The sequence below is a fragment of the Polyangium jinanense genome (assembly GCF_028435265.1).
Classification (GTDB): Bacteria; Myxococcota_A; Polyangia; order Polyangiales; family Polyangiaceae; genus Polyangium; species Polyangium jinanense.
On the sequence record NZ_JAGTJK010000014.1, the window covers coordinates 57,152 to 78,287 of the forward strand.

A 21,136-nucleotide genomic window follows, 5' to 3' on the forward strand; every position below is an offset into this window, starting at 1 on the left:
GCTCCCGCCGTCGGGTATGTATCGGGTATGTAGAAGAGCCGTTGGACCGCTTCGAGGGAAGGATTGACGACGTGCACGGTACAGCGAGCGACTTGGACACGCAGACGGCGGGGAGCACGTTGCGCGAGATGTTCAGGGGAAATGGGAGTGGTCTTTCGCTCCTCGACAGCCTCGGGGCCATCGTCTGGCTCGCCGACGCGGCCGACCTGTCGCTCTCCTTCCTGAACCGAAGGGCCCGCACGCTGTTCGACCTCACGAGGAGCGACGTTCCGCCACGCGCGAGCGTCCTTTCCCACGTTCACCCCGAGGATCAGGCGCACCTCCGCGACGTATGCCACGCCGTAGCAGCGACCGGCCAAAGCCGCCCGGTCGATTACCGCGTCGTTGCCGACGGCGGGCAGTTCGTCCCGCTTTCGGGCCACGTGCACGCCCTGCGAGCGGAGAACGGCGAGGCGCTCGACGCGCTCGCCTTCGTGGGGCTCGCCGCTCCCGAGCAGGAGCCGGCAATGAGCCAGGACGGCGCGGCGGACGGCAAGCAGGCCGTTCGCGCGCCCGGAGAGCCTCTCAGCGTCCGGCACGCGGCACGGTTGAGTCGCATCGAGGACATCATCGACAACGTCGACGGTATCGTGTGGGAGGTCGACGCCGACACGTTCCGCTTCAGCTACGTGAGCGCGCACGCCGAGCAGGTCCTCGGATATCCCGTAGCGCGGTGGATCGAGGAGCCGAGTTTCTGGGTGGACCACATCCACCCGGACGATCGCCACTGGTGCCTGGCTCTCTGCAAGGACGCGACGGCCCGAGGGGAGCCGCATCGATTCGAATACAGGATGATCGCCGCCGATGGCCGGGTGGTGTGGCTGCGGGACTATGTCCGCGTGGTGCTCGAGAATGGCCGTCCTGCCAAGCTGCGCGGGGTGATGGTCGACATCACCGAGGGGAAGCTCGTGCAAGCAGAGCTCGAGAGAACGGTCTCGCTCCTGCGCACGACCCTCGACTCGACCGCGGATGGGATCCTCGTCACCGCGTCCGACGGGTCGGCCATCCACACGTACAACGAGCGGTTCGTGGAGATGTGGCGGCTTCCATTGCATGTCCTCGCGTCGCATAGCGACGAGCAGGCATTGGCCTTCGTCCTCGATCAGATCGCCGATCCGGCCGCGTACCACGCGAAGGTGCGGGGGCTCTACGAGTCCCCCGACGAGGAAAGTTACGATGTCATCGCGTTCAAGGATGGTCGCCTCTTCGAGCGTTATTCGCGCCCGCAGCGGCTCGGCCAGGAGGTCATCGGCAGGGTGTGGAGCTTCCGCGACGTGACGCGGCGCTTTCGCGCCGAGGCGGAGCGTGATCGATTGCTGGTCGAGGAGCGCCGTTTGCGGGCCGAGGCGGAGCGCGCGCACGGTCGCATGGCATTGCTCGCCGAGGCGAGCCGCAAGCTCGCGGCGGCGTCGCTCGACGTCGAGCCGACGCTCGCGGCGGTCGTGGAGCTCGTGGTCCCGGCGCTCGGTCGGTGGTGTGCAATCGTCCTGCCCGAAGGCGCCTTCGCGAACGGCCGACCGACGACGGCGGCGACGCACGATAGCCCGACGATCGCCGAGAGCCTGTGTCCCCTCCTCCGGCATTATCTGCCGGGTTCCGACGATCCGCTCGGCTTTGCCGAGGTCTTGCGCTCGGGCGAGCCCCTCCTCGCGCCCGACGTCCCCGACGAGGCGCTCCGCGCGGCCGCGCGCGACGAGGCGCACCTCGCGCTCCTGCGCGCCCTCGGCGCCACGCCGCGGATGCTCGTACCCTTGAGGGTGAAGGGGCGCGCGCTCGGCGTGCTCGCGATCGGCGCGAAATCGATCGGCGCCCATGTTTCACCGGAGGACCAGGCCCTCGCCGAGGAGCTCGGTCGAAGGTGCGCGACGGCGCTGGAGAACACGCAACTTTATGGCGAAGCGCAGGAAGCCCTGCGCCGCAAGGAAGAGTCGCTGGCGCTGCTCGACACGTTGTTCACGACCGCCCCCGTGGGGCTCGCGTTCCTCGACAAGGAAATGCGATACGTGCGCAGCAACCGGGCCCTCGCGGTGGCCATCCATGGGCGTTCGCCGGAGGACGATGTCGGACAGACGCCCCGCCAAGCGATCCCGGAGCTCGCCCCGCGAGTCGAGCGTTACATTCGTAATGTCCTCGACACGGGAGAGCCGCTGGTCGGTGTGGAGATATCGGCCCGGGTCCCGGCGACGCCCGATCACGAACGGCACTGGCTCGCGAGTTATTATCCTGTCAGGACCGCGCGCGGAGATCTCCTCGGCGTGGGCGTCGTCGTCGTCGATCTGACCGAGCAGAAACGCGCCGAGGAGGTGCGTGCGAAGCTCTATCAGGAGGCGCAGGAGGCGATCCGCGTGCGGGACGATTTCCTTTCCATTGCCTCCCACGAGCTCAAGACGCCGCTCGCCACGCTGACATTACGCCTCGAGCAGATAGCGCGCCGCCTCCGCGACGGGCTGCCCGTGGACAAGGAGCCGATTGTCCGGGCGCTCGCCCAGGTCGGCCGGCTGACGGCGCTGACGAATGATCTGCTCGACGTCTCGCGTATCGCGGAGGGGCGGCTCACGATCCGGGCCGAGCAAGTCTCGCTCGCCGACCTCGCGCGCGAGGCGGTGGCGAATGCGGCCATGGGCTTGCAGAAGCACGCGATCGTGATGGTCGAGCCCTTCGACGACCTGGTCGTGATCGGGGATCGAAGCCGTCTCGCGCAGGTGATCGCCAATCTTCTCGACAACGCGGTCAAATATTCGCCTTCCGGCGGGACGATTCGTGTCGCATTGGCGAAGCGCGACAGCCAGGCCCTCTTGTCCGTCACCGATCCCGGCATCGGGATTCCGAAAGAGCAACAAGGGATGCTCTTCGAGCGTTACTTCCGCGCCCGGAACGCGCCCATCACGGCGTATGGCGGGCTCGGGCTCGGCCTCTACATCAGCCGCGACATCGTCGAGCGGCACGGCGGACGAATCTGGATGGAGAGCGACATCGGCCAGGGTTCTACGTTCACGGTAGCGCTCCCGCTCGAAGGCCCGCAGGAAGAGCAGGCGCGTCCAGGTTGAGGAGGCAAAAGACGGCTCATGCTGGCACACTCTCGGCGCCGTTTGACCTGGCAGTCAGCGTCGATGCGTCGAGATCCTCGAGGTTTTCGTGATCGGCGCTGATATTGCCATGCAAGCGACCCGAGAGGTCGAGCCCATGCCCGTCCTCGGTCCAAGGAGGCGCAACATGATTTCGTGGTGGATGCGTGGTGCAATGGCGCTCGGGCTCGTGCTTTCGGCGGCGTGCGGCAGCACGGTGAACCAGGACGGGTCCGGCGGCGGCGGCGGCGGGACGGGGGGCAGCGGCGGCGGGACGGGGGGCAGCGGCGGCGAGGGAGGCGTGATCCCGCCGGAGTGCGCGGTCGAGACCCCGGCGTCGGATCCCGGGCCGTACGAGGTGACGTTCCAGTTCGAGAACAACGGGGCATTCCCGGCCTTCCTGCGGGAGGATTGTTTCCTCCAGTATACGATTGAATCGTGCGAGTACGGCTATGCAGCGGTGTCCACCCACGCAATGTGCACCCAGCCGTGCAGCAGCACCGACGGTTGCCTCACCTGCGGAGCATGTCTGATGGCCAGCGTACCCGTCGATGTCGGCGCGCAATCCACGGATACCTGGTCCGGGACGCGATATACGTTTGGAACGAGCGCCGAGGGGTGCTCCTGCCACGAACCCCACGTGGCTCGGGCGGGTCGATATCGAATCCGGGTGCCGGTGTATGCCTCCGACATGGACGCGCAGGCGGGAACCCCCGCATACGAGGTGACGATGAATTTCGAGCTGCCGGCGCCAAACGGCGTGGTCGTGGTGCCGATCGGACAATCGCCCTGAGAACGTCCCTACAACTTGACGCACCGCACCGTGCGCGATAGCGTTTCGAGGCCAGATGCCGGACCGATCTGCCGTCTCACCTAGAAAGGTACCGCAACAGCGCCGCTCGCAGGCGCTCGTCAGCGCGGTGATCGAGGCTGCGGTCCGCATCTTGAAGCACGGTCGCGAAGAGGCATTGACGACCCGTCGCGTCGCCGAGATCGCAGGGGCGAGCGTCGGTTCGCTCTACCAGTACTTTCCCAATCGAGACGCCATCGTTCGAGCGCTGATCGACTCCCACGTGCGGGAGATGCTCGCGCGCCTCGACGAAAAAATGCGTGACGCACTCTGTGCCACGTGTCCCGAAGAAATGGTGCGTCGCTTCGCGATGGGCCTCGTCGCCGCGCACACCGTCGATCTCGATCGATGGCAGGTGATCGCCTTGCAGGTGCTGCGCTTCGGTGATCTCGATGCGAACGACGAGGCGTGGCAAATGTTCAACGAGCGCGCCCAGGAGCTCGTCCAACGCGTCGCGCCTGAGCTTCCCGCGGAGGAAGCCTCCCGGGCTGCCGCGCGCCTCGTCCTCCTCGTCCGCACCCTGCTCATGGACGCCCTGACCCAGCGGCCGGACGAGCTGCGAGACCTCCGGCTCACCGCGGACATCACCGACCTCATCCTGGGCTATATCGGGCGCCTGCGCGAGCGGCACGCCAAAGAGCACGCCGCGCCCGAGACGCCCGGCTGATCAGGGCTTGGGAAACCGGGCGACGAAGATGTCGAGCGCGCCGCCAGGAGCGAGGACGACATTGGGCTGGAGATCGAGCGGATGGATCCAGCCGCCTGCCAGGATCATCCCGGAAGGCCCGGCCGACACGCGAACCGAACGGGGCATGGCGGGTTCGCCTGCGCCGCCGAATTGATAGGCCAAGGAGGGCGAACCATTTGCGGAGAGCTTCAACAAGAAAACGTTGTTGTCACGGCTCGTGAGCTCGACGTCGGCCGAGACATCCAAGGTCCCGAAGAAATGGCCCGCAACGAGGGCGCCGCCGTCCGCCGTCAGCGCGATGCTGGTTCCGTGCTGCTCCTGGGCCCCCGTGAGATAGGTGCTCCACGTCGTGTTCCCGCTCGTCTTGTCGAGCGTGAGAACGAAGGCGTCCTTGCCATTCGTGGGGAAGGGCTGATTGCCGAAGTCGACCGTGCCGTTCATCGTGCCGGTCACGAACACCTTGCTGGAGATGCCGGAGGGCTCCACGGCCACCGCGGCGCCCTCCGCGTCGGCAAACGTGCGCGCCCATTGTGCTTTCGCCATGCCGTCGAGCTTCAGGACGAACGCACGGACCGTCGCGCCGGCGTCGTCGACCGGCACCCCGGGGACGGCCATCGTGCCGGTGTAGCTGCCTGTCACGAAGATGTCCCCACCGGCGTCGACGGCCATGGCGCGAGGCTTGTGGGTTCCACCCGGAAAAACCCGGGCCCACCTGCACTGGCTGAAGGCCACATCGTAGCTCATGACGAAGAGGTCTTCGTCGGCGGCGTCGTAGTCGGCCGCCATCCCGCCAATGCAGGGCAAACTCCCGGTCCCTCGGACCGTGCCGGTCAGGTAGGCGTATCCTTGTTTGTCGACGGCCACCGCCACGGGCTCCTCGTTCCCCGCACCGTCGAGCCGCACGAGGTTCGTCGTCGACCCGGTCCCCCAGGCCAAAAACCCGTCCCTGTCGTCCGGCGACTGCGCGCGGGTGTAATACCCAACGGTGATGGCCTGTCCTTTCGGCGCTCCCCACACCGCGCCGACCGCCCGCCGGGGCTGCTTTCCAATCGAGCCGAATCCCTGAATCCAGGCAGGAGTCCCGGTCGAAGACAACATGGCCACGAAGGCGTCGTCCGTCGTAACCTCGTTCGTCGGACCGAGCGTGAGCCCGGCGGACGCAGCCAGCGCGAGGACGCCTTGATATCGCCCGGCCAGGAGGACGTTCCCGTCCCCGTCGACGGCGGCCGCGAGCACCTCCTGCTCCTTGTCGTCCCCATACCGCCGGTTCCAGTCGGCCTCCGGACACGTGACGGCATTGCAGCTCTCGCTGCCATCCCTGCGGCAAAGCTCGACGCCGGGCAGGATTTCTCCCTCGCAAGTTCCCCAGGTGCCATTGGCGAGGCACGTTCGGGTTCCCGGTTGGCAGGGCTTCACATACTGCGCGCTCGGAGGCCCCGTGAAACAGCTCTCCGTCACATTTGGCTCGCACGGGCCGGAGCCCGCAGAGCCCCCAGAACCGCCGGCGCCCCCGGTGCCACCAGCTCCCCCGGTGCCACCGTTGCCCCCAGCTCCCCCTTCCCCGGGCGTGTCCTCCTCGCGGAAATCACTGTAATCGTACATCAGCGCGCAGCCGCCGAGCGCGACGAGGCTCGCGGCCACCGCGAACGCCGAGATGAACCGCATCAGAACCTCCCCGAAATGCACAAACCTCCGCCCCCCTGCACGGCGAGCGGCGCGATCGCAGCCTCCCGCCCCCGTGCTTCGCCTGCCTTTCCCGACGGCGCCGTGAGCACGAGCGCGAGCCCCGCTCCGATTCCCGCAATCCCCACCCCCCACGCCACGGCGTTCCCCACGAGGAGCGGTCCGCTCGTCTGCGACAGCTCGTAGCCCGTGCTCCCCTTCTTGCAGACACCATTCTCGTCGCAATCGTTCCTGATCTGCGCGTCACGCGCGACGAGCATGCCCCCGGTGATCCCCGCCGCCACGATTCCCGCGAGGCCGACCCCGCCCACGACAAACCCCGCCGTCCTGCGTCCGCTCGCCGGAGGCGGCAAAGGCGGCGGTGGGACCTCGGCGCTGCTGCTCGTCAATGGCGAGGATTTGGGCACGTCGATGGGGGCCACCTCCGGCCCCAGCTCGACGACCACCTCCGTCCGCTCCTTCTCGGCGAGATCGACCTCGTAGCGCCGGTCCTCCCGTCCCGGCGCGCGCACCACGATCACGTGCTTGCCGGGCTCCACGCGCAAGGGTGCCTCCAGCTTGCTCGGCCCGAGCTCCTTGCCGTCGAGCGAAATGGCGCTCATGGCCTGCCCCTCCGGCGATATCACCCGTAGCCGCGGGACCCGCGCGTCGAGCGCATCGATTCGCCCCTTCGCGACCTTCGCCCGCGGATCCTTGGCGTCGATCAGCGAAAGCCCCCGCTGCCAGTATTCCAATGCCGACGCGATTTGCCCTTCGTCCTCGTCGCAGCGCGCCACATTGAACAGCGTGTTGGGCGTCGCGAACAAGGAGAGGCTCTCGCGGAGCTTGGTACACCCCGCCTGCTTCTTACCCGCCTGGAGGTCCGTGAGCCCCTCGAAAAACAGCTTTTGGGCCCGCGTCTTCGGGTCCTCGTCGGCTGCCACGGGGGAAGATGCGAGCGCAGAGAGCAGGAGCGTTGCGGTGACGCCCCCGAAAAACCCGCGCCGCAAGACCTTTGATGTGTACATGCGCCGTCGGAGCGTAGCGCTCGGCTCCGCCGTCTCGCGCGGACCGAGGCAAATGCGAACATCGACGCCACACATGCCGCCGGTGCGCGACGTTCCGACCGGACGTTCGGGCCCAAATCTCGCTGGATGGCGCTGCTCGCGCCTCTCCTACGGAATGCGAATCGCGCGCGAGCGCCTCGCCGCGCCGCGGCATGGCAAGCTTCGCTGCGCGAGGAGGGTGCCGCCCGCGCAACCGTGGCGCCGTCCGTCAAAGGCCCTGCGATGGGATGTAGACGGCCGTCGCGGGGTCGAGGAGGTATCCGCCCTGCCCCGTCATCAGGACCTCGCGGAGCCCGAGCTTGCGCAGCGTCGCGAGCGCCACGCGCACGCGGTTCGCCGCAGCGTCCGCGCCGATCCGTTCGCCGGGCCAGCCGGCGCGGATGATCTCGTCGAGAGGCAACGTCTGACCCGGCGCGGAGGCCCGTAACTTCGCGAGAGCGAGCAGGATGCGGCGCAGCGGCGCACGACGCGACAGATCCACGGACGCGCGGGCCCCCGGAAGCCGGAACCGCGCCCCGCCGTCGGAAATGACCAGCGCCTCCGCGGGCGCCGCGAGCCCATGCCGGCCCGCCGCGAGGAGGATCCGCAACGCGAAACGCACATCGTCGTTCGAGCGCCCGCGCGCGAGCGCCCGCGCGTTCTCGAGGAGCCGCGACCGCTCGGGCTCGCTCGCGTTTGCCAGCGCGACATGGGCTTCGTGGATCGCGAGCGTCGCCTGCAGCGCCGGCTCGCTCTCGCACGCGGCGGCCGCGCGGAGAGCCTTCGCGAGCCACTGCGCGGAGGCCTCGGGATCCCCTTCGTCGGACCACACCGACGCGAGGCACCCAGCGATCAGCGCCTCGTACCGCTGGAAACCGGCCGCGCCCATCAGCTCGAACGAGCGCCCGAGGAGCTTCGTCGCTTCGCCCGGCGAGCCTCGCTCGAGGAACGCCCCGCCGAGATAGTAGAGCGCGCTGCCCTCGCGATGACGACTGCCGATCTCGTGGAACAACCGCACCGCACGCGCGTGGCAAGCAAGCGCCTCGTCGAGCTTCCCCCGTTCCTGAAAGAGGATGCCCTGCGCGCTCAGGACCGCGCCCTCTGCGTGCTTGTCGCCGATGCGCCGCACGATCACGAGCGCCTCGTCGAAACACGCGCTCGCCTCGGCGTAACTCTCCCGAAAGAGGGCGATGACCCCCGTCTCGTAAAGCACCCTCGGCAGCCGATCCTCGCCGTCGGCTTCGCGGTATAGCGCGAGCGCGCGCTTCGCCTCGCGTTCGGCCGCCGCGAGCTCGCCCTCGCGGCGGTGCGCATGCCCGAGGCACGCCCGGATCTCGGCCTCACGCACGCGTCGAGATCGGCCGGCAGCCGCGCCCCCGAGGCACGCGAGCCCTCGCGCGAAGTGCGCTCGCGCCTCGACCGTGCGGCCGAGTGTCTCGACGATCTCCCCGAGGTGCATACACGCGAGCGCCTCGAGCGCCGCATCGCCGCGGGCGCGCGCGAGCGCGAGGCCGGCTTCCAGATCAGAGGCCGCGGCCTTCGGGTCGCCGAGCTCGCGCCGCGCGACGCCTCGCGCGACGAGGGCGGCCGCGAAATCCGGGAGGCTCGTCCCGGACACCGTCGCCTGCGCAGCCGTGATCGCTCGATCGAGCAGCACGAGCCGGAGCTCGAACAGACCTCGCGGCACGACGACCGGTTCGAGCGCGAGCGCGAGCCCGAGCGCGAGCTCGGCGCCGTCCCCATCGGGCGCACGCTCGGCATCGACGAGCGCACGCGCGTGCGCCGCCACCATGTTGTCCATCTCGTGGCCGAGCCTCTCCCGCGCGGCGCCGCCGAAGGCCGCTTCCTCGGCGAGCGCGCGACCGAACCGCGCGAACCAGCGCGTGTGCCGGCTCGCCGCGTGATCGAGCTCTTCCGGCCGTTTCTGGAGCTCCTCCGCGGCGAGCTCGCGGATCGCTTCGAAGAGCGAGAAGCGCGTCTCGTCGCCCTCCGCGCGCATCCGCACGAGCGAGCGCGCGACGAGCCCTTCCAGCACGGTGAGGACGTCCGCGCCCGGCCGTTCGAGCACGCTCTCCGCCGCCTCCAATGTAAATCCCCCGCGAAACACCGACGATGCCGCGAAGCACGCGCGCTCGGTCTCCTCGAGCTGCACGAGCGAGTCCAGGATCGCGCGCCGCATGGACGAGTGCCGCCCACGATCCTCACGCCGGACCAGGAAATCCAGCGGCTCGGCGAGACGGCTCCGTATCTGTGCGAGCCCGAGGAGCCTCACGCGTGCCGCGCAAAGCTCGATCGCGAGCGGGATCCCGTCCGTCGCGCGCACGACGTCCCCGAGCGCCGCGAGTTCGCCCGGCCCAACCTCGAAATCGGGCCGCATTTCCCGCGCGCGGCTCAGGAACAGCGCCACGCCTTCCGTCGCGAAGAGCTCCTCGCGGCTCGCGCCGGACTGCGGGACTCGGAGCGGCTCCAGCGGCACGAGGTGCTCGCCCGCAATGCCGAGCACGGCGCGCGACGTCACCAGGATGCGCGCGTGCGGCGCGACCTTCATCCACGCGGCCACCACCCCGGCGGCCGCGGTCGCGATGTGCTCCACGTTGTCGAGGACCAGAAGCACGCGGTTCTTCCGCGCGATCGCCTGCCCCAGCGCCGCCACCACGGCACTCTCCTCCGTCGTCCGTTCGAGCGCCACGCTGAGGACCGATGCCACGGCGCGGCACATCGCCAAAACGTCGCCGGCGTCCGTCAGGTCGCAAAACCAGACGCCGCCTCCGTGCGCCGCGTAGGCCGCGCCGTGAAGCGTCGCGAATCGCGTCGCCACGCGCGTCTTGCCCATGCCCCCGGGCGCGACGATCGTCACGAGCCGCGCGCCCTCGTCGAACCGGGCGAGGATCGTCGCGAGGTCCAAGGCGCGGCCCACGAACGAGGACGGGCTCTCGTACACGTTCGTGGGCGCCTTTGATTTCATGGCATCCGACATCGTGAACCGCGCCTCGGCCGCCATGTTCGCAAAGCCCGCTCGGGGACGCGAGCGGGTGGACGGCGCGTGGCTCGTGGTCACGGCGAGACATCGGAGACGCGGACAGGAACGACCCGGGGCGGATTCACCTGCACTGACCGTCTTTGTCCGACTGCCGCTGGCAATCGGAGGGATCCGGCGGGTGCTCCTTCATGCAGCGCTCGCCGCAGCCCATGTCGCTGCTCGACATGCAGCGCGAGAGGCACGCGGCGGACTCGCCGGCGCATTTGTTCACGGCTGCCGCCGAGGGGCACTGGTAATAGGAGCCGTTCACGCAGCAATGCGCCGAGGCATTGCCCCCACTGGACCCCGACCCCGCGCCATTGCCCTGCCCGGGCCCCGTGTTGACCTGGATGCCTCCGAGGACGTCGGCGGCCGCGCCGAGAAATCTGCCGAGCCCGCCGCCGCTCGAGCCCCCGTTTCCTCCGGCCTTGGCCTCGGCGGCCTTGCGCTCCTCTTCCTTCCGCTCCGCCTCCGCGCGCGCCGCGGCCTCGGCCTTCGCCTTTTCGGCTGCGACCTTTTCGCGTTCGATCGCCTCCGCGCTCGCCTCGCGCCAGATCGCCTCCCCGACGGCCGTCGCCTCGTCCGTCAGCGCCTTTCGCTTGTCCGCGGGCATTTTCTTCCCATCGACCACATCGACGGCCATCACGACCTTGTCGGATCCCGTCTTGAAATGGACCCAGACCTCCTGGCCGTACTGGAACTTGCAGAACTCCCGCTCTTTGCAGACGGGGCGATAGCCTCGCTTTTGAATGGCGGCCTCGAGGGACGCCACCGTGGATCGCCCGTCGTCGCCCGCGTAGGCGAGGGGCGTCGTTTGTCGCACATTGCTGCACGCAGCCAGCGAGAGAGACAAAGCGAGCAGAAGGGAGAAGGCTTTCGTGTTCATTTTCACAACTCCGGACGTCAGCATGCCACCTGACGGCGCGCCATCAGGCGCAGGCCCTGCATCCGGGGGATGCTCGTCGCGGCCCGGGGTCGCATTTTTTTTTGAAAATGTCGACGTCGGTTCCTCGCCGCCTAGCCCTGCGACCGCAGGGTGATCTCGAGCCGGCTCTGGATGAGGCGGAGAATGTTGTCCAACTCGCCGCGTTCGACCTGCAGGCGTTCGCGCATGCGCTGCCGCGTGCCGGAGGCGAGGCGCTCGCGGGCACGGGCGAGCCAGCGGGCCGCCGTCGCGCGGTGGATGTCGTAAAGCACACCGAGCTCGTCGATGCCGAGGCCCTGCTGGTAGTGCTGGCGGAGGAGGTTGCGCTCGCGCGGCGACAGCGAGGCCAGCGCTTCCCGGAACGCGCTCTGGAACTCCTCGTGGTAAAGCCGCTCGATCCGGGCGAGCTCGGGATCACCCGACGCGGGGTCGATCTGGGCGAGCTCGAGGTGGGCGCGCTCTTCACGCTTCTGTTTGCGCAAAAGGCCGAGCGCCTCGCGGACGGCGACGACACGGACCCACCCGCGCAGATCCCCCCGGCCCGCGTATTCGGCGATTCGCGGAAGCACGCCACCCTCGCCGACGAGGATACGATGCCGGATACGGTCCCTGAGGTCCTCCAGCGTGGTGCTCCCGAGGTCGATACGGGAGAGCGCAGCCGTGACGTCACGCAGCAAGGTCCTGTCGAACGTCGCGATGGCCGTCGCGTCGCCGCGGGCGCAAGCGCAGGCGAGGTACAGGTCCGCGCACGCGCGGTGCGACAGCGCGCGAATCAATGGGACATCCGTGTCAATCCTCGCGGCAAGGTAGGGAATGAATACATCGGGCTCGATTCTGACGTCGGTCCATGTCGCGCGCGCCGCGGCGAGAAGGGAGGCGAGCGCCGCCTCGAGCGAGGTCTCGTCGAGATCGAGCCAATCCGCGGGAGCGTCCGGCCGCGCGGCTCTCCACGCAGTCGAGAAGCAGCGAGCCAGAGCCGGTCCGTCTCCCATGTGCACGCATGGTAGCATCACGGGAGCGGATCCTGCCAAGAGGGCCCGGTCGCGCTCTTGCCCGCAGAAGACGCGCACGATAACGTGCCCTGTCTTCGCATGGATTGCCCGGGTGAGAACACGCTGAACGCGCTCCTCGGCGGCCACCTCGCCCCCGAGACGGCCGCGCGGACCGAGCACCACGTGGACGAATGCCCCGCGTGCCAGGAGCTGCTCGCCGTGGTGGGACAGCCCCTCCACACGTCACGGGAGACCAGCGCGACGCCGGAGCTCGCCGGCCGTCCCAAAGACCTTGCCACGACGGCCAAGGACACGCGCCCGCCCGGCGCCGAGGCCCCGCTTCAGCCTGGAAGCGCCGTCAGCCGGTACGTCGTGCTCTCCCGTGTGGGCGCCGGCGGTATGGGCGTGGTGTATGCCGCCTACGATCCGGAGCTGAACCGGCGGGTGGCATTGAAGGTGCTCCGCGCCGAGGACCGAGGGGAAGGGAGCGAGCCGGCCCGAGCGCGCCTGCTCTCCGAAGCGCAGACGCTGGCCCGCCTCGCCCATCCGAACGTGGTCTCGATCCACGACGTGGGGGTGACCGACGGAAACGTCTTCATCGTGATGGAGTTCGTCGAGGGGCCGACGCTCGCCGCGTGGCTCGCGGAGCGCCGTCGCCCCTTGCCCGAGATCCTACCGGTGTTTCTCCAAGCGGGCCGGGGGCTCGCCGCCGCGCACGCGATGGGGATCGTGCACCGGGACTTCAAGCCCGCGAACGTGGTGGTCGGGCGTGATGGCAGGGTTCGGGTGCTCGATTTTGGCCTCGCGCGGGACGGGCATCCCCGGGACACGAAAGCTTCGAGCTCGGGCGCGGAGACGGAGGCGGTGCAGACCGTCGTCGCCGGCACGCCCGCCTACATGGCGCCCGAACAACATCAGGGCCGGCGCGCCGACGCGCGCGCGGACCAATTCAGCTTTTGCGTCGCCCTCCACGAGGCTCTCCACGGCGTACGCCCCTTCCGCGGCGATACACAGGCCGAGATCCTCGATTCCATTCAGCGCGGAGACATCCACGCCCCGCGCGCGGCCGATATCCCTGCCTGGCTGAACGAGGCCCTCCGGCGTGGTTTGTCCGCGAAACCCGAAGCCCGGCACCCCTCGCTCGTGGATCTGCTCGCCATCCTCGAACGGGATCGGCGCGCGCTCCGCCGACGGATTGCGATGTGGGTCGTCCCGCTGCTCGCGGCCGTCGTCGCGGGCGGGGTCGTCCGGGCGTCGATGGGGCCTTCGGCGGAGCCGCCTTGTCGCGGGGCGTCGAGGAGGCTCGAGGGCGTGTGGGACGCGTCCGGGCGTGCCGCCGTCCGTGAGGCGTTTGTCGCGACCGGGCTGCCTTATGCGGCGGGGGCTTTTGATCAGGTCGCGGCGCATCTCGACCGGCGCGCGACGGAATGGGCGGACGCGCATACACAGGCCTGCGAGGCGACCCGGGTGCGCGGCGAGCAGACGGAAGAGCAGCTCGGCCGGCGCATGGTGTGCCTCGAGCGGCGGCTCGCCGACCTCGGCGCGCTCACCCAGGCGCTCGCGCAGGCCGACGTCGCCGTGGTCGACCAAAGCGCGCATGCGGTCTCCGAGCTCGCGCCCGTCAGCGATTGCGCCAATCTGGAGTCGCTCTCCTCGATGGATCCGCGTCCGGAGGGCACGGCGGCGCAGGAGGCAATCACCCGGGTCACGGGGGATCTCTCCCGTGCGCGCGCGGAGCTCGCCGTAGGGCGTTACGAGAACGGGCTCTCGCGGGTCGATCCTTTGGTCGCGCGCGCCGCCGAAACACGTTATGGTCCGCTGGAAGCAGAGGCGCTTTACTTGCGCGCGCGCTTTCGCGACCTCCTCGGTAAGGATCGCGAAGCCGAGGGGGATTATCACGCGGCGGCCCACGCGGCGATTTCGAGTCACCACGACGAGATCGTGGCGAGCGCCTGGGTCGATCTGTTCGGCATGCTGGCCTTCGACGTGCGCCGGGTCGACGAGGCTGCACGCGCCCTGGAGTATGCGCGGGCGGCGCTTCGCAGGCGCGGGGCCAATCCGGAGCTCCTCGCGCGGCTGTCGGTGCGGATCTGCACGCGAGGCAATGCGCTCGCCGATGCGCCGCAGATCGAGGCGGATTGTCGGCACGCCATCGAGCAGGTCGAGCGCTTCGCGCCCCACGACCCCGAGCTCCTCGCGGCCTCGCTGCAAGGGCTCGGGAGCGCAGAGCGCTCTCAGGGCAAGCTCGCCGAGGCCCGAGCGTCCGTCGATCGAGCGATCGCCACCCTGTCGAATACACTCGGCAAAGACCATCCGTCGGCGCTGCACGCGCGCCGAGCGCTCGTCCTCGTCCACAAGGAGAGCGGTGCGATGGCCGAGGCCGAGGCCGAGAGCCGATCCATCGTCGAGAGCAGCGAGCGAAGTTTGCCGCCCGAGCACCCGGTGCGATTGGTGGCGCTCTTCGATCTGGCCCGGATCCTCACGGTCCGGGGCAACCACGCCGCGGCGCTACCTCTCTTCCAGCAAGCCTACGAGGGGGAGCGCCACAAGCGCGGCGAGGACTCCGAGCAAGCGGCAAGTTGCCTCGAAGCCATGGGGCGTGCCCTGCACATGCTGGGGCGCAAACAGGAGGCGCTCGACCATTACCGCCGCTCGCTCGCGATACGTGAAAAAATCCTCGGCGCGGATCACGCCGTCGTCGCCAGCACGCTGGTCTTCATTGCCATCGTGCGTCACGACGAAGGGGCCCACGAGGAGGCGCTCTCGCTCCTGCGTCGCGCGCTCGAGATTCGTGAGAAGGCGCTCGGGCCGGAGCATCCGCTCGTCGCGAGCACGCTCGACATGCTGGGCAGGATCTATGGCGCGGTCGGCCGCCTGGATGCAGCCGAGCCGCTCGTCGAGCGCTCCCTCGCCATCAACGAGGCGCGGCTCGGGAAGGATCACCCTTCGCTCGCGGACGCGCTCGTCCCGCTCGCGGACATCCATATCGAGCGTCACGCACCCAAACGAGCCATTCCGCTGCTCGAGCGCGCGATCGCTTTGCTCCTGCGTCATCCGGGCGACCCGACCAGGCTGGCGGACGCACGGTATTCCCTCGCGCATGCGCTCGTGGCGGCCGGGGAGGACCGGCGGCGCGCGGTCGTGCTCGCGGACGAGGCACGGGCGGGATATCTCGCGTCCGGACCGAGGGCAGTGGCCGCCGCCGCGGACGTCGAGGCCTGGGTGGCTCGCATTCGGCGGTGATCGATCAGCCATTGTCGCCGAAGGCGCGGCGCACGGTGCTCGGCGGGGGCAGGCCGGCCTCGCGAAAGGCCCGGCCAAGCGCCACACTGCTGCCGTAGCCGGCGCTGCGGGCGACGTCGGCGACACGCAGCCCAGGCGAGGAGAGGAGCAGCACCGCCCAGCGCAGGCGAATGTCGCCCGTGAGCTCGCGAAAGCCGTCGGCACCGAGCGGAAACGTGGCCCCGAGCTCGTCGATGTCGCGCGCGAGCTGGCGCAACGAAACGCCGGCGTGATCGGCGAGCTCCTGGAGCGACGGCGCGGTCGCGAGGCGCATGTACATCCCGCGCACGGCTGCCCACGTCCTCGCGAGACGCGGCGACTCCTCGGCGACGATGTCCTCGCGCGCCCGTGGATCGAGGATCTCCGCGGCGGCCAGGGCCGCGAGCGCGCGATCGACGGCGGCGATGGGCTCACGCTCGGAGCCGATCGTCACGCAGCTCCGTGCCGGCGCGCTTGTGGGGCACGACGAGACGCTCGTCCGGTTCCCGGCGGCGAAGCTCGGCGCCTGGATCGAGGCCCTCCGCGACCACCCCGATCCCGCGGTGCGCGCCCGCGGCGAGGAGCTTCATGCGAGGATGACCACGGGGGCCACGCCGCCGATCGTGGAGTGGCCCAGGCCCGCGGAGATCGAAGCCATCCGCGCGCGTGCCGAGGCCTTGGGGCTCCCGCTTGATGCGGCAATCTACGCGCTCGTGCCGCGCCGCGTGCTCGATCCCGCGTCGACGCTGCGTACGGCGTCGTCGCCGAAGGGCATCACGAAGAAAGCGTGGCCGAAGTGCAAGAGCGAGCCGATGGAGCACGTGATCACCCTCGACTATGCGGCGATGCCCGAGCTGCGCGAGCGGACGGGCCATGGCGAGGACGTCCGCGCGCTCGCGGTCTTCGTGTCGAAGCGCGAGGAAAACTGCGCCTGGGAGCGCGACAGCGGCGAGACCGCGGTCGTGCTGCTCTCCGAAGCGGCGCTCGCGAAGGGCCACGGCGACGACGGCGGATGCTACGAGGCCGTGCGCATTGCGATCCCCTCGGTGGTACTCGATCCCTACGCCGACGACGAAGACGGCCGCATCGAAGCGATCCGCGACCTCATCCGCGATCTCCGCGCACGCGCGCTCGGTCGCCCCGGCTGGCTCCAGACGCACGACGAGGACGACGGCGCCGCCGACTTCCTGGCGCAGTTCGACGAAGATCTCGTCGAGGACCTCAACTGCGGTGGCGATGGTCGGTTCTACGTCTTCGCGAAGGACGCCTTCTGGGAGTGCTGAGTCGGGCAAATGCCACGGCCTTTTTCCGCTTGCACTGTACCCGTTGGTGCACGTAAAACCCGCCCGGCGCTCGCATCGAATTCCTCGTGATGCGGGCACGGCCACCTGGCCGTCGTGAATGCCGGACAATGAATCACAGACAATCCATTGACGCCGAACAGGCGCTCGAGGACCTCGCGCGCGAGAATGCGGCGCTGCGGCGGCGCATTGCCGAGCTGGAAATCCCGGCGCGGCGGTATCAAGCCCTGTTCGACGGAGGCGCCGTCAGCCTCCAGGTCTACGATCCCGAGAGCCGCACCAAGGAGGTCAACGCGGGCTGGGAACAGCTCTGGCACACACCGGTCGAGCTCGTCGCCGATTATAGGCTGCGAAACGATCCCCAGGTCGTCGCCCAGGGGTTCATGCATCTCATCGAGCAGGCATTCCTGGAGGGGAAGGCTACGCGGTTGCCCACCATCCGGTACGATCCACACCAGAACGAAGCCGTTGATCAGGGCAGGGTTCGCTGGGTCGCCTCGGCGCTTTTCCCGGTGAAGGGAGCAAACGACGAGGTATGCGAGGTGATACAGCTCCATTTCGACGTCGGCGAGCTCAAGCACTCGGAGGAGGAGCTGCGGCAGCAGAAGGACGAGCTCGAGGCCGCCGTGACCGCACGCACCGCGGAACTCGCGGAGCAGCTTCGCGTGAGCGAGGAGCAGCAGCAGGCGATCGCCGCATTGTCCACGCCCGTGCTCCGGATCTGGAAGGGCATCCTCGCCGTGCCACTGATCGGCCGCATCGACGCGGCGCGCGGCGCGCGAATCCTCGAGGTCCTGCTCCGGTCGATCGTGGAGGCGAGCGCGGAGAAGGTCATCCTCGACGTCACCGGCGTGCCGGTTCTCGACGCGGACGCGGCGCGTCACCTGCGGGACGCGGTGCGCGCCGCCGAATTGCTGGGTGCGCAATGCATGGTCGTCGGCATCTCCACGCAAACGGCGCGCACACTGGTGGAGGACGACCTTGGCTTCGAGAATGTATGCACCTTCGCGACCCTGCAGGAAGGATTGCGCCGCTCCCTGGGACGGCGATAGGAGCGCATTCCCGCCCGCGCTCCCCTTCCCTACGGGCTCCGCTCCGCAAGGAGCTTCATCAGCGCGGTGCTGTCCACCGGCTTGACCAGATGGTGGTCGAAGCCCGCCTCCTGGGTCTGACGACGGTCCTCGGTCTGTCCCCAGCCGGTCATCGCAATGAGGAACACGGCGCGCCCCCACGCCTGCTCGCGGAGCCTACGGCAGACCTGATAGCCGTTCATCCGCGGCATTCCGATGTCGAGCAGCATCACGGTCGGCTTGAACGACTCGGCGATCCGGAGCGCTTGCTCGCCGTCGTAGGCGGTCATCACCTCGCTGCCCGTGATCTCCAGCAGCGCGGCGAGGCTATCGGCATTGTCGACATTGTCGTCGACCACGAGCACGCGATGCTTCACCACGAGCACGGACGCGGCATGCTCGTCGGAATCGCTGGCCTGCGGCAATCCGACGATCGGAAGCTCGACGCTGAACTCGCTGCCGCAATTCGAACCCTCGCTCCGCACCGACACCTTTCCACCGTGCAGCTCGACCAGACCCTTCACGAGCGACAAACCAATGCCGAGCCCGCCCTGCGCCCGCTCGAGCGCAGGCGCCGCCTGCGCGAAGATATCGAATACTTTCGGCAGCATGTCGCTCGTGATGCCGATCCCGTTGTCCCGGACCGATACGACCACGATCGTCTCTCGACGCTCCACGGAAAGCGAGATCTCGCCCCCTTCAGGCGTGTACTTCGCTGCATTGTTGAGCAAATTCGAAAAGACCTGGGCGAGCCGCACGGGATCCCCGTCGACGCAGATCGAGCTCGCCGGAAGGCTCACCGTGAGCTGATGCCGTCCGGCTTCGACCATCGGTCGGCTCGTCTCGACGGCGACATCGATGACGGCGCTCAGCGCGACGCGCTCTCTTCGCACCTCGAGCTTCCCGCGGGAAATGCGCGAGACGTCCAGCAGGTCTTCGAGCAATCGGGTCATGTAATGGACCTGCCTGTCGATCACGTTCCGGCACCAGACGAGCTTCGGCTCCGGCGGGCCTTTCGCTTTCAAGAGCTGCACCGCGTTCCGGATGGGGGCGAGCGGATTGCGTAGCTCGTGGGCGAGCGTCGCGATGAACGTGTCTTTTCGTCGATCCGCCTCGCGGAGCTGCTCGATGAGCAGTAACCGCTCGCCCGCGACGGCGACGTACTGCGTGATCGTCTCGAGAAACTCCACCTCGTCCTGCGTGAATGCACGCTTGCTGCAACTGCCGAACGACAAGGTCCCGACGAGCCGTCCACCGGCCATGAGCGGATTGCAGACGTACGCCTGTACGCCGAGCTCGCGAAGCGACGCTGCCCTTGCATCGGTCGAGTCCTGCACGTCGGTCAGGACGATGGGCTCCGAGCGCTCCGCGACCTCGCCGCAAATCAACCCGCCGAAGTCGATCGACGCGAGCGCCGCGGCGGCTTCGGGCGGGATCCCGGCGCTCGATACGAGGCGCAAGCGCGGAGCTTGGGGCTCGACCACGCAGTTTTCGTAGAGGTCGAGACCGAGATCGGCGCGGATCTTCTCGAAGAGCGCGCGAACCATCGCATCCAGGTCGTGAACGGTCATCAAAATGCGGGCCGCCTCCCAGAGAAGCTGGAGCCGCCGCGTGCGTCGTTCGAGGTTGGCTTCGGTGAACTTGCGATCGGTGATGTCCAGAAACGCCGCGATGCTCCCCCGGATGTGGTGCTCGGCGTCGTAGAGCGGCGACGCATACCCGAAGAAGTGCTTTCTGCGGCCATCCTCGAATACGATGTCGTATTCTTCGCCACGGACCGGGTGGCCACGCGCGGCTCGCCGCATGGGCATCTCCATCGGCCCGAGCTCGCGCCCTTCGTGCAGGAGCTTTTGAGGCGTGTGGCGCTCTTCGGACGCTACCGTCAAGGAGAGGTTTGCCCGCCCCCTCGCGTCGATGAGCTCGGCTGCAGCACGATTGCCGGTGACGCGTTGGCAGTTCGGATCATGCGCCATAAAAATCGCAATCGGGACGAGGTCGAGCACCGTCTGCAGCTCGCCCGCCTTCGCCTCGAGCTCCGCATTGAGCCGCCGAACGCGCTCCTGTGCTTCCACCTGATCGGTGATGTTCACGGACATCCCGGCGAGCATCGCGCGGCCATGGCTGTCGTGCATCGGGAACTTGTAGGAGAGGTAATGTGCAGGCCGCCCCGCCACCGTCACGGTCTCCACGAGACTGGTCACGGCGCCACTGGTGAGCACGGCGCGATCATTCTCGCCGACGCGCGCGGCCTCCTCCGGCGGGAAGATGTCGGCGTCCGTCCCCCCGATCCATTGCTCGAGAGGGCGCTCGAGCCTCCGTTCGAGGTAGGCGTTCACCCAGACGTACCGCAAATCGGCGTCCTTGATGTAGGCCGATGCCGGGCAATTGCGCATGAATTGCTGGAAGCGCTCCTCGCTCTCCCGGAGCTGATTCTCGACCCGCTTCTGGGCCGTGATGTCCAGGGATACGACGCCGATGCCGCGCACCTCGCCGCGGCGGTCGCGAATCGCATAATAGTTCATGACCCAGTGGCGCTCCTCGTTCGGAGCGCTTCCCGGCCCGCGAAACTCCACGCCGCGAATGGCTTCCCCGGCATCACGGACCCGCCGGAGCAGCGGCTCGACCCGCTCGGCCCACGCTGGCCGCAGCTCGCCGAGGGTCCTGCCAAGGTGGCTGTCGATGGACCTCCCGTCGAGCGCGGCCTCCTCGTTGAGCGAGACGATCCGCAGCTCACGGTCGAATGCTACGATTCCAACCGGCGCGTGCGTGATCAGCGCATCGAGCCGCGCGAGCAGCTCCTCGCGCTCCTGCTCCAGCCGCTTTCTGTCGGCGAGATCCGCGTGCACGAGGTCGTCGGCCCGTGTTTTCTTTTTTCGCTGGAGGAACACGAACACGCCGTCACCATCCTTCAACCCCGTGAGGGTGAATGAAGGATGGTCGAAGCTGCACGGCTCGCCGGAGCGGTTCGTCGCTTCGAGGGCGGCGTAAAGCCCGTTCTCCAGAGACGTCGGGATCTCTCGGCCCAATGTCTTGCCGATGAGATCGCTCCGCGAAAGAGCCCGAGACGCCGCGGCATTCAGGTACGACCATTCGAAATCGCTGGGCACGCCGGCCTCGTCGCGCACGGCGCGGAGCCGCATGACGCCGTCCGGGTGGCGATCGAAGTTGGTGGGATCGAACGGCATGGCGTCGGGCGGTTCTAGCCCACCGCGCCGGAG

At 68.6% G+C, this 21,136-nt stretch carries 13 protein-coding genes; 6 read left to right on the forward strand and 7 right to left on the reverse strand.

Annotated features, from left to right (window positions below):
* Positions 1-71: 71 nt before the first annotated feature.
* From KEG38_RS24625 to KEG38_RS24635, 3 genes are all read left to right on the forward strand, one after another.
* Positions 72-3,086, forward strand: a complete 3,015-nt coding sequence (locus KEG38_RS24625; RefSeq protein WP_272422329.1) for an ATP-binding protein — start codon at positions 72-74, stop codon at positions 3,084-3,086.
* 166 nt (positions 3,087-3,252) lie between these two features.
* Positions 3,253-3,897, forward strand: a complete 645-nt coding sequence (locus KEG38_RS24630) for a hypothetical protein (RefSeq protein ID WP_272422330.1) — start codon at positions 3,253-3,255, stop codon at positions 3,895-3,897.
* A gap of 55 nt (positions 3,898-3,952) precedes the next feature.
* Positions 3,953-4,621 carry a TetR/AcrR family transcriptional regulator gene (locus tag KEG38_RS24635; protein WP_272422331.1) on the forward strand — a complete coding sequence of 223 codons (669 nt, stop codon included), beginning with the start codon at positions 3,953-3,955 and terminating at the stop codon, positions 4,619-4,621.
* Here KEG38_RS24635 and KEG38_RS24640 read toward each other — a convergent pair whose 3' ends face one another.
* The 5 genes from KEG38_RS24640 to KEG38_RS24660 all read right to left on the reverse strand — a co-directional run bounded on the left by KEG38_RS24640 (position 4,622) and on the right by KEG38_RS24660 (position 12,286).
* On the reverse strand, positions 4,622-6,307 hold the full coding sequence (locus KEG38_RS24640) for a hypothetical protein (protein WP_272422332.1): 1,686 nt from the start codon (positions 6,305-6,307) through the stop codon (positions 4,622-4,624).
* Positions 6,307-7,332 (reverse strand): peptidase associated/transthyretin-like domain-containing protein, encoded by a 1,026-nt coding sequence (locus tag KEG38_RS24645; protein WP_272422333.1) that lies wholly within the window; start codon positions 7,330-7,332, stop codon positions 6,307-6,309. Before KEG38_RS24645 ends, KEG38_RS24640 begins: the two co-directional genes overlap by 1 nt.
* A 247-nt stretch (positions 7,333-7,579) precedes the next feature.
* Positions 7,580-10,315 (reverse strand): ATP-binding protein, encoded by a 2,736-nt coding sequence (locus KEG38_RS24650; protein ID WP_272422334.1) that lies wholly within the window; start codon positions 10,313-10,315, stop codon positions 7,580-7,582.
* 136 nt (positions 10,316-10,451) lie between these two features.
* Positions 10,452-11,255 carry a hypothetical protein gene (locus KEG38_RS24655; protein WP_272422335.1) on the reverse strand — a complete coding sequence of 268 codons (804 nt, stop codon included), beginning with the start codon at positions 11,253-11,255 and terminating at the stop codon, positions 10,452-10,454.
* A 131-nt stretch (positions 11,256-11,386) separates the two neighbouring features.
* The gene (locus KEG38_RS24660) at positions 11,387-12,286 is read right to left on the reverse strand and encodes a sigma-70 family RNA polymerase sigma factor (RefSeq protein WP_272422336.1); all 900 of its coding nucleotides are present in this window, start codon (positions 12,284-12,286) and stop codon (positions 11,387-11,389) included.
* A 99-nt stretch (positions 12,287-12,385) separates the two neighbouring features.
* Between KEG38_RS24660 and KEG38_RS24665 the strand changes: the two genes are divergently transcribed.
* Complete coding sequence (locus KEG38_RS24665; RefSeq protein WP_272422337.1) at positions 12,386-15,529, forward strand: serine/threonine-protein kinase; 3,144 nt, start codon at positions 12,386-12,388, stop codon at positions 15,527-15,529.
* 4 nt (positions 15,530-15,533) lie between these two features.
* On the opposite strand, the gene KEG38_RS24670 is transcribed toward KEG38_RS24665, so the two are convergent.
* On the reverse strand, positions 15,534-16,001 hold the full coding sequence (locus KEG38_RS24670; protein ID WP_272422338.1) for a helix-turn-helix domain-containing protein: 468 nt from the start codon (positions 15,999-16,001) through the stop codon (positions 15,534-15,536).
* On the opposite strand from KEG38_RS24670, the gene KEG38_RS24675 reads away from it, so the two are divergent.
* Together KEG38_RS24675 and KEG38_RS24680 are read left to right on the forward strand one after the other, a co-directional pair.
* Positions 15,973-16,830 carry a hypothetical protein gene (locus KEG38_RS24675; RefSeq protein ID WP_272422339.1) on the forward strand — a complete coding sequence of 286 codons (858 nt, stop codon included), beginning with the start codon at positions 15,973-15,975 and terminating at the stop codon, positions 16,828-16,830. The genes KEG38_RS24670 and KEG38_RS24675 overlap by 29 nt on opposite strands.
* 128 nt (positions 16,831-16,958) lie before the next feature.
* The gene (locus KEG38_RS24680) at positions 16,959-17,900 is read left to right on the forward strand and encodes an STAS domain-containing protein (RefSeq protein WP_272422340.1); all 942 of its coding nucleotides are present in this window, start codon (positions 16,959-16,961) and stop codon (positions 17,898-17,900) included.
* Between the two features lie 29 nt (positions 17,901-17,929).
* Here KEG38_RS24680 and KEG38_RS24685 read toward each other — a convergent pair whose 3' ends face one another.
* Entirely contained in the window at positions 17,930-21,103 is a 3,174-nt protein-coding gene (locus KEG38_RS24685; protein WP_272422341.1) for a hybrid sensor histidine kinase/response regulator, read from the reverse strand.
* Positions 21,104-21,136 lie beyond the last annotated feature (33 nt).

Bases quoted from the DNA above. Each gene is read 5' to 3' on its own strand.
- KEG38_RS24630 (WP_272422330.1), top strand. From the start codon at position 3,253: ATGATTTCGTGGTGGATGCGTGGTGCAATGGCGCTCGGGCTCGTGCTT.
- KEG38_RS24635 (WP_272422331.1), top strand. From the start codon at position 3,953: ATGCCGGACCGATCTGCCGTCTCACCTAGAAAGGTACCGCAACAGCGC.
- KEG38_RS24640 (WP_272422332.1), bottom strand. From the start codon at position 6,307: ATGCGGTTCATCTCGGCGTTCGCGGTGGCCGCGAGCCTCGTCGCGCTC.
- KEG38_RS24645 (WP_272422333.1), bottom strand. From the start codon at position 7,332: ATGTACACATCAAAGGTCTTGCGGCGCGGGTTTTTCGGGGGCGTCACC.
- KEG38_RS24650 (WP_272422334.1), bottom strand. From the start codon at position 10,315: ATGAAATCAAAGGCGCCCACGAACGTGTACGAGAGCCCGTCCTCGTTC.
- KEG38_RS24655 (WP_272422335.1), bottom strand. From the start codon at position 11,255: ATGAACACGAAAGCCTTCTCCCTTCTGCTCGCTTTGTCTCTCTCGCTG.
- KEG38_RS24660 (WP_272422336.1), bottom strand. From the start codon at position 12,286: ATGGGAGACGGACCGGCTCTGGCTCGCTGCTTCTCGACTGCGTGGAGA.
- KEG38_RS24665 (WP_272422337.1), top strand. From the start codon at position 12,386: ATGGATTGCCCGGGTGAGAACACGCTGAACGCGCTCCTCGGCGGCCAC.
- KEG38_RS24675 (WP_272422339.1), top strand. From the start codon at position 15,973: ATGGGCTCACGCTCGGAGCCGATCGTCACGCAGCTCCGTGCCGGCGCG.
- KEG38_RS24680 (WP_272422340.1), top strand. From the start codon at position 16,959: ATGAATCACAGACAATCCATTGACGCCGAACAGGCGCTCGAGGACCTC.
- KEG38_RS24685 (WP_272422341.1), bottom strand. From the start codon at position 21,103: ATGCCGTTCGATCCCACCAACTTCGATCGCCACCCGGACGGCGTCATG.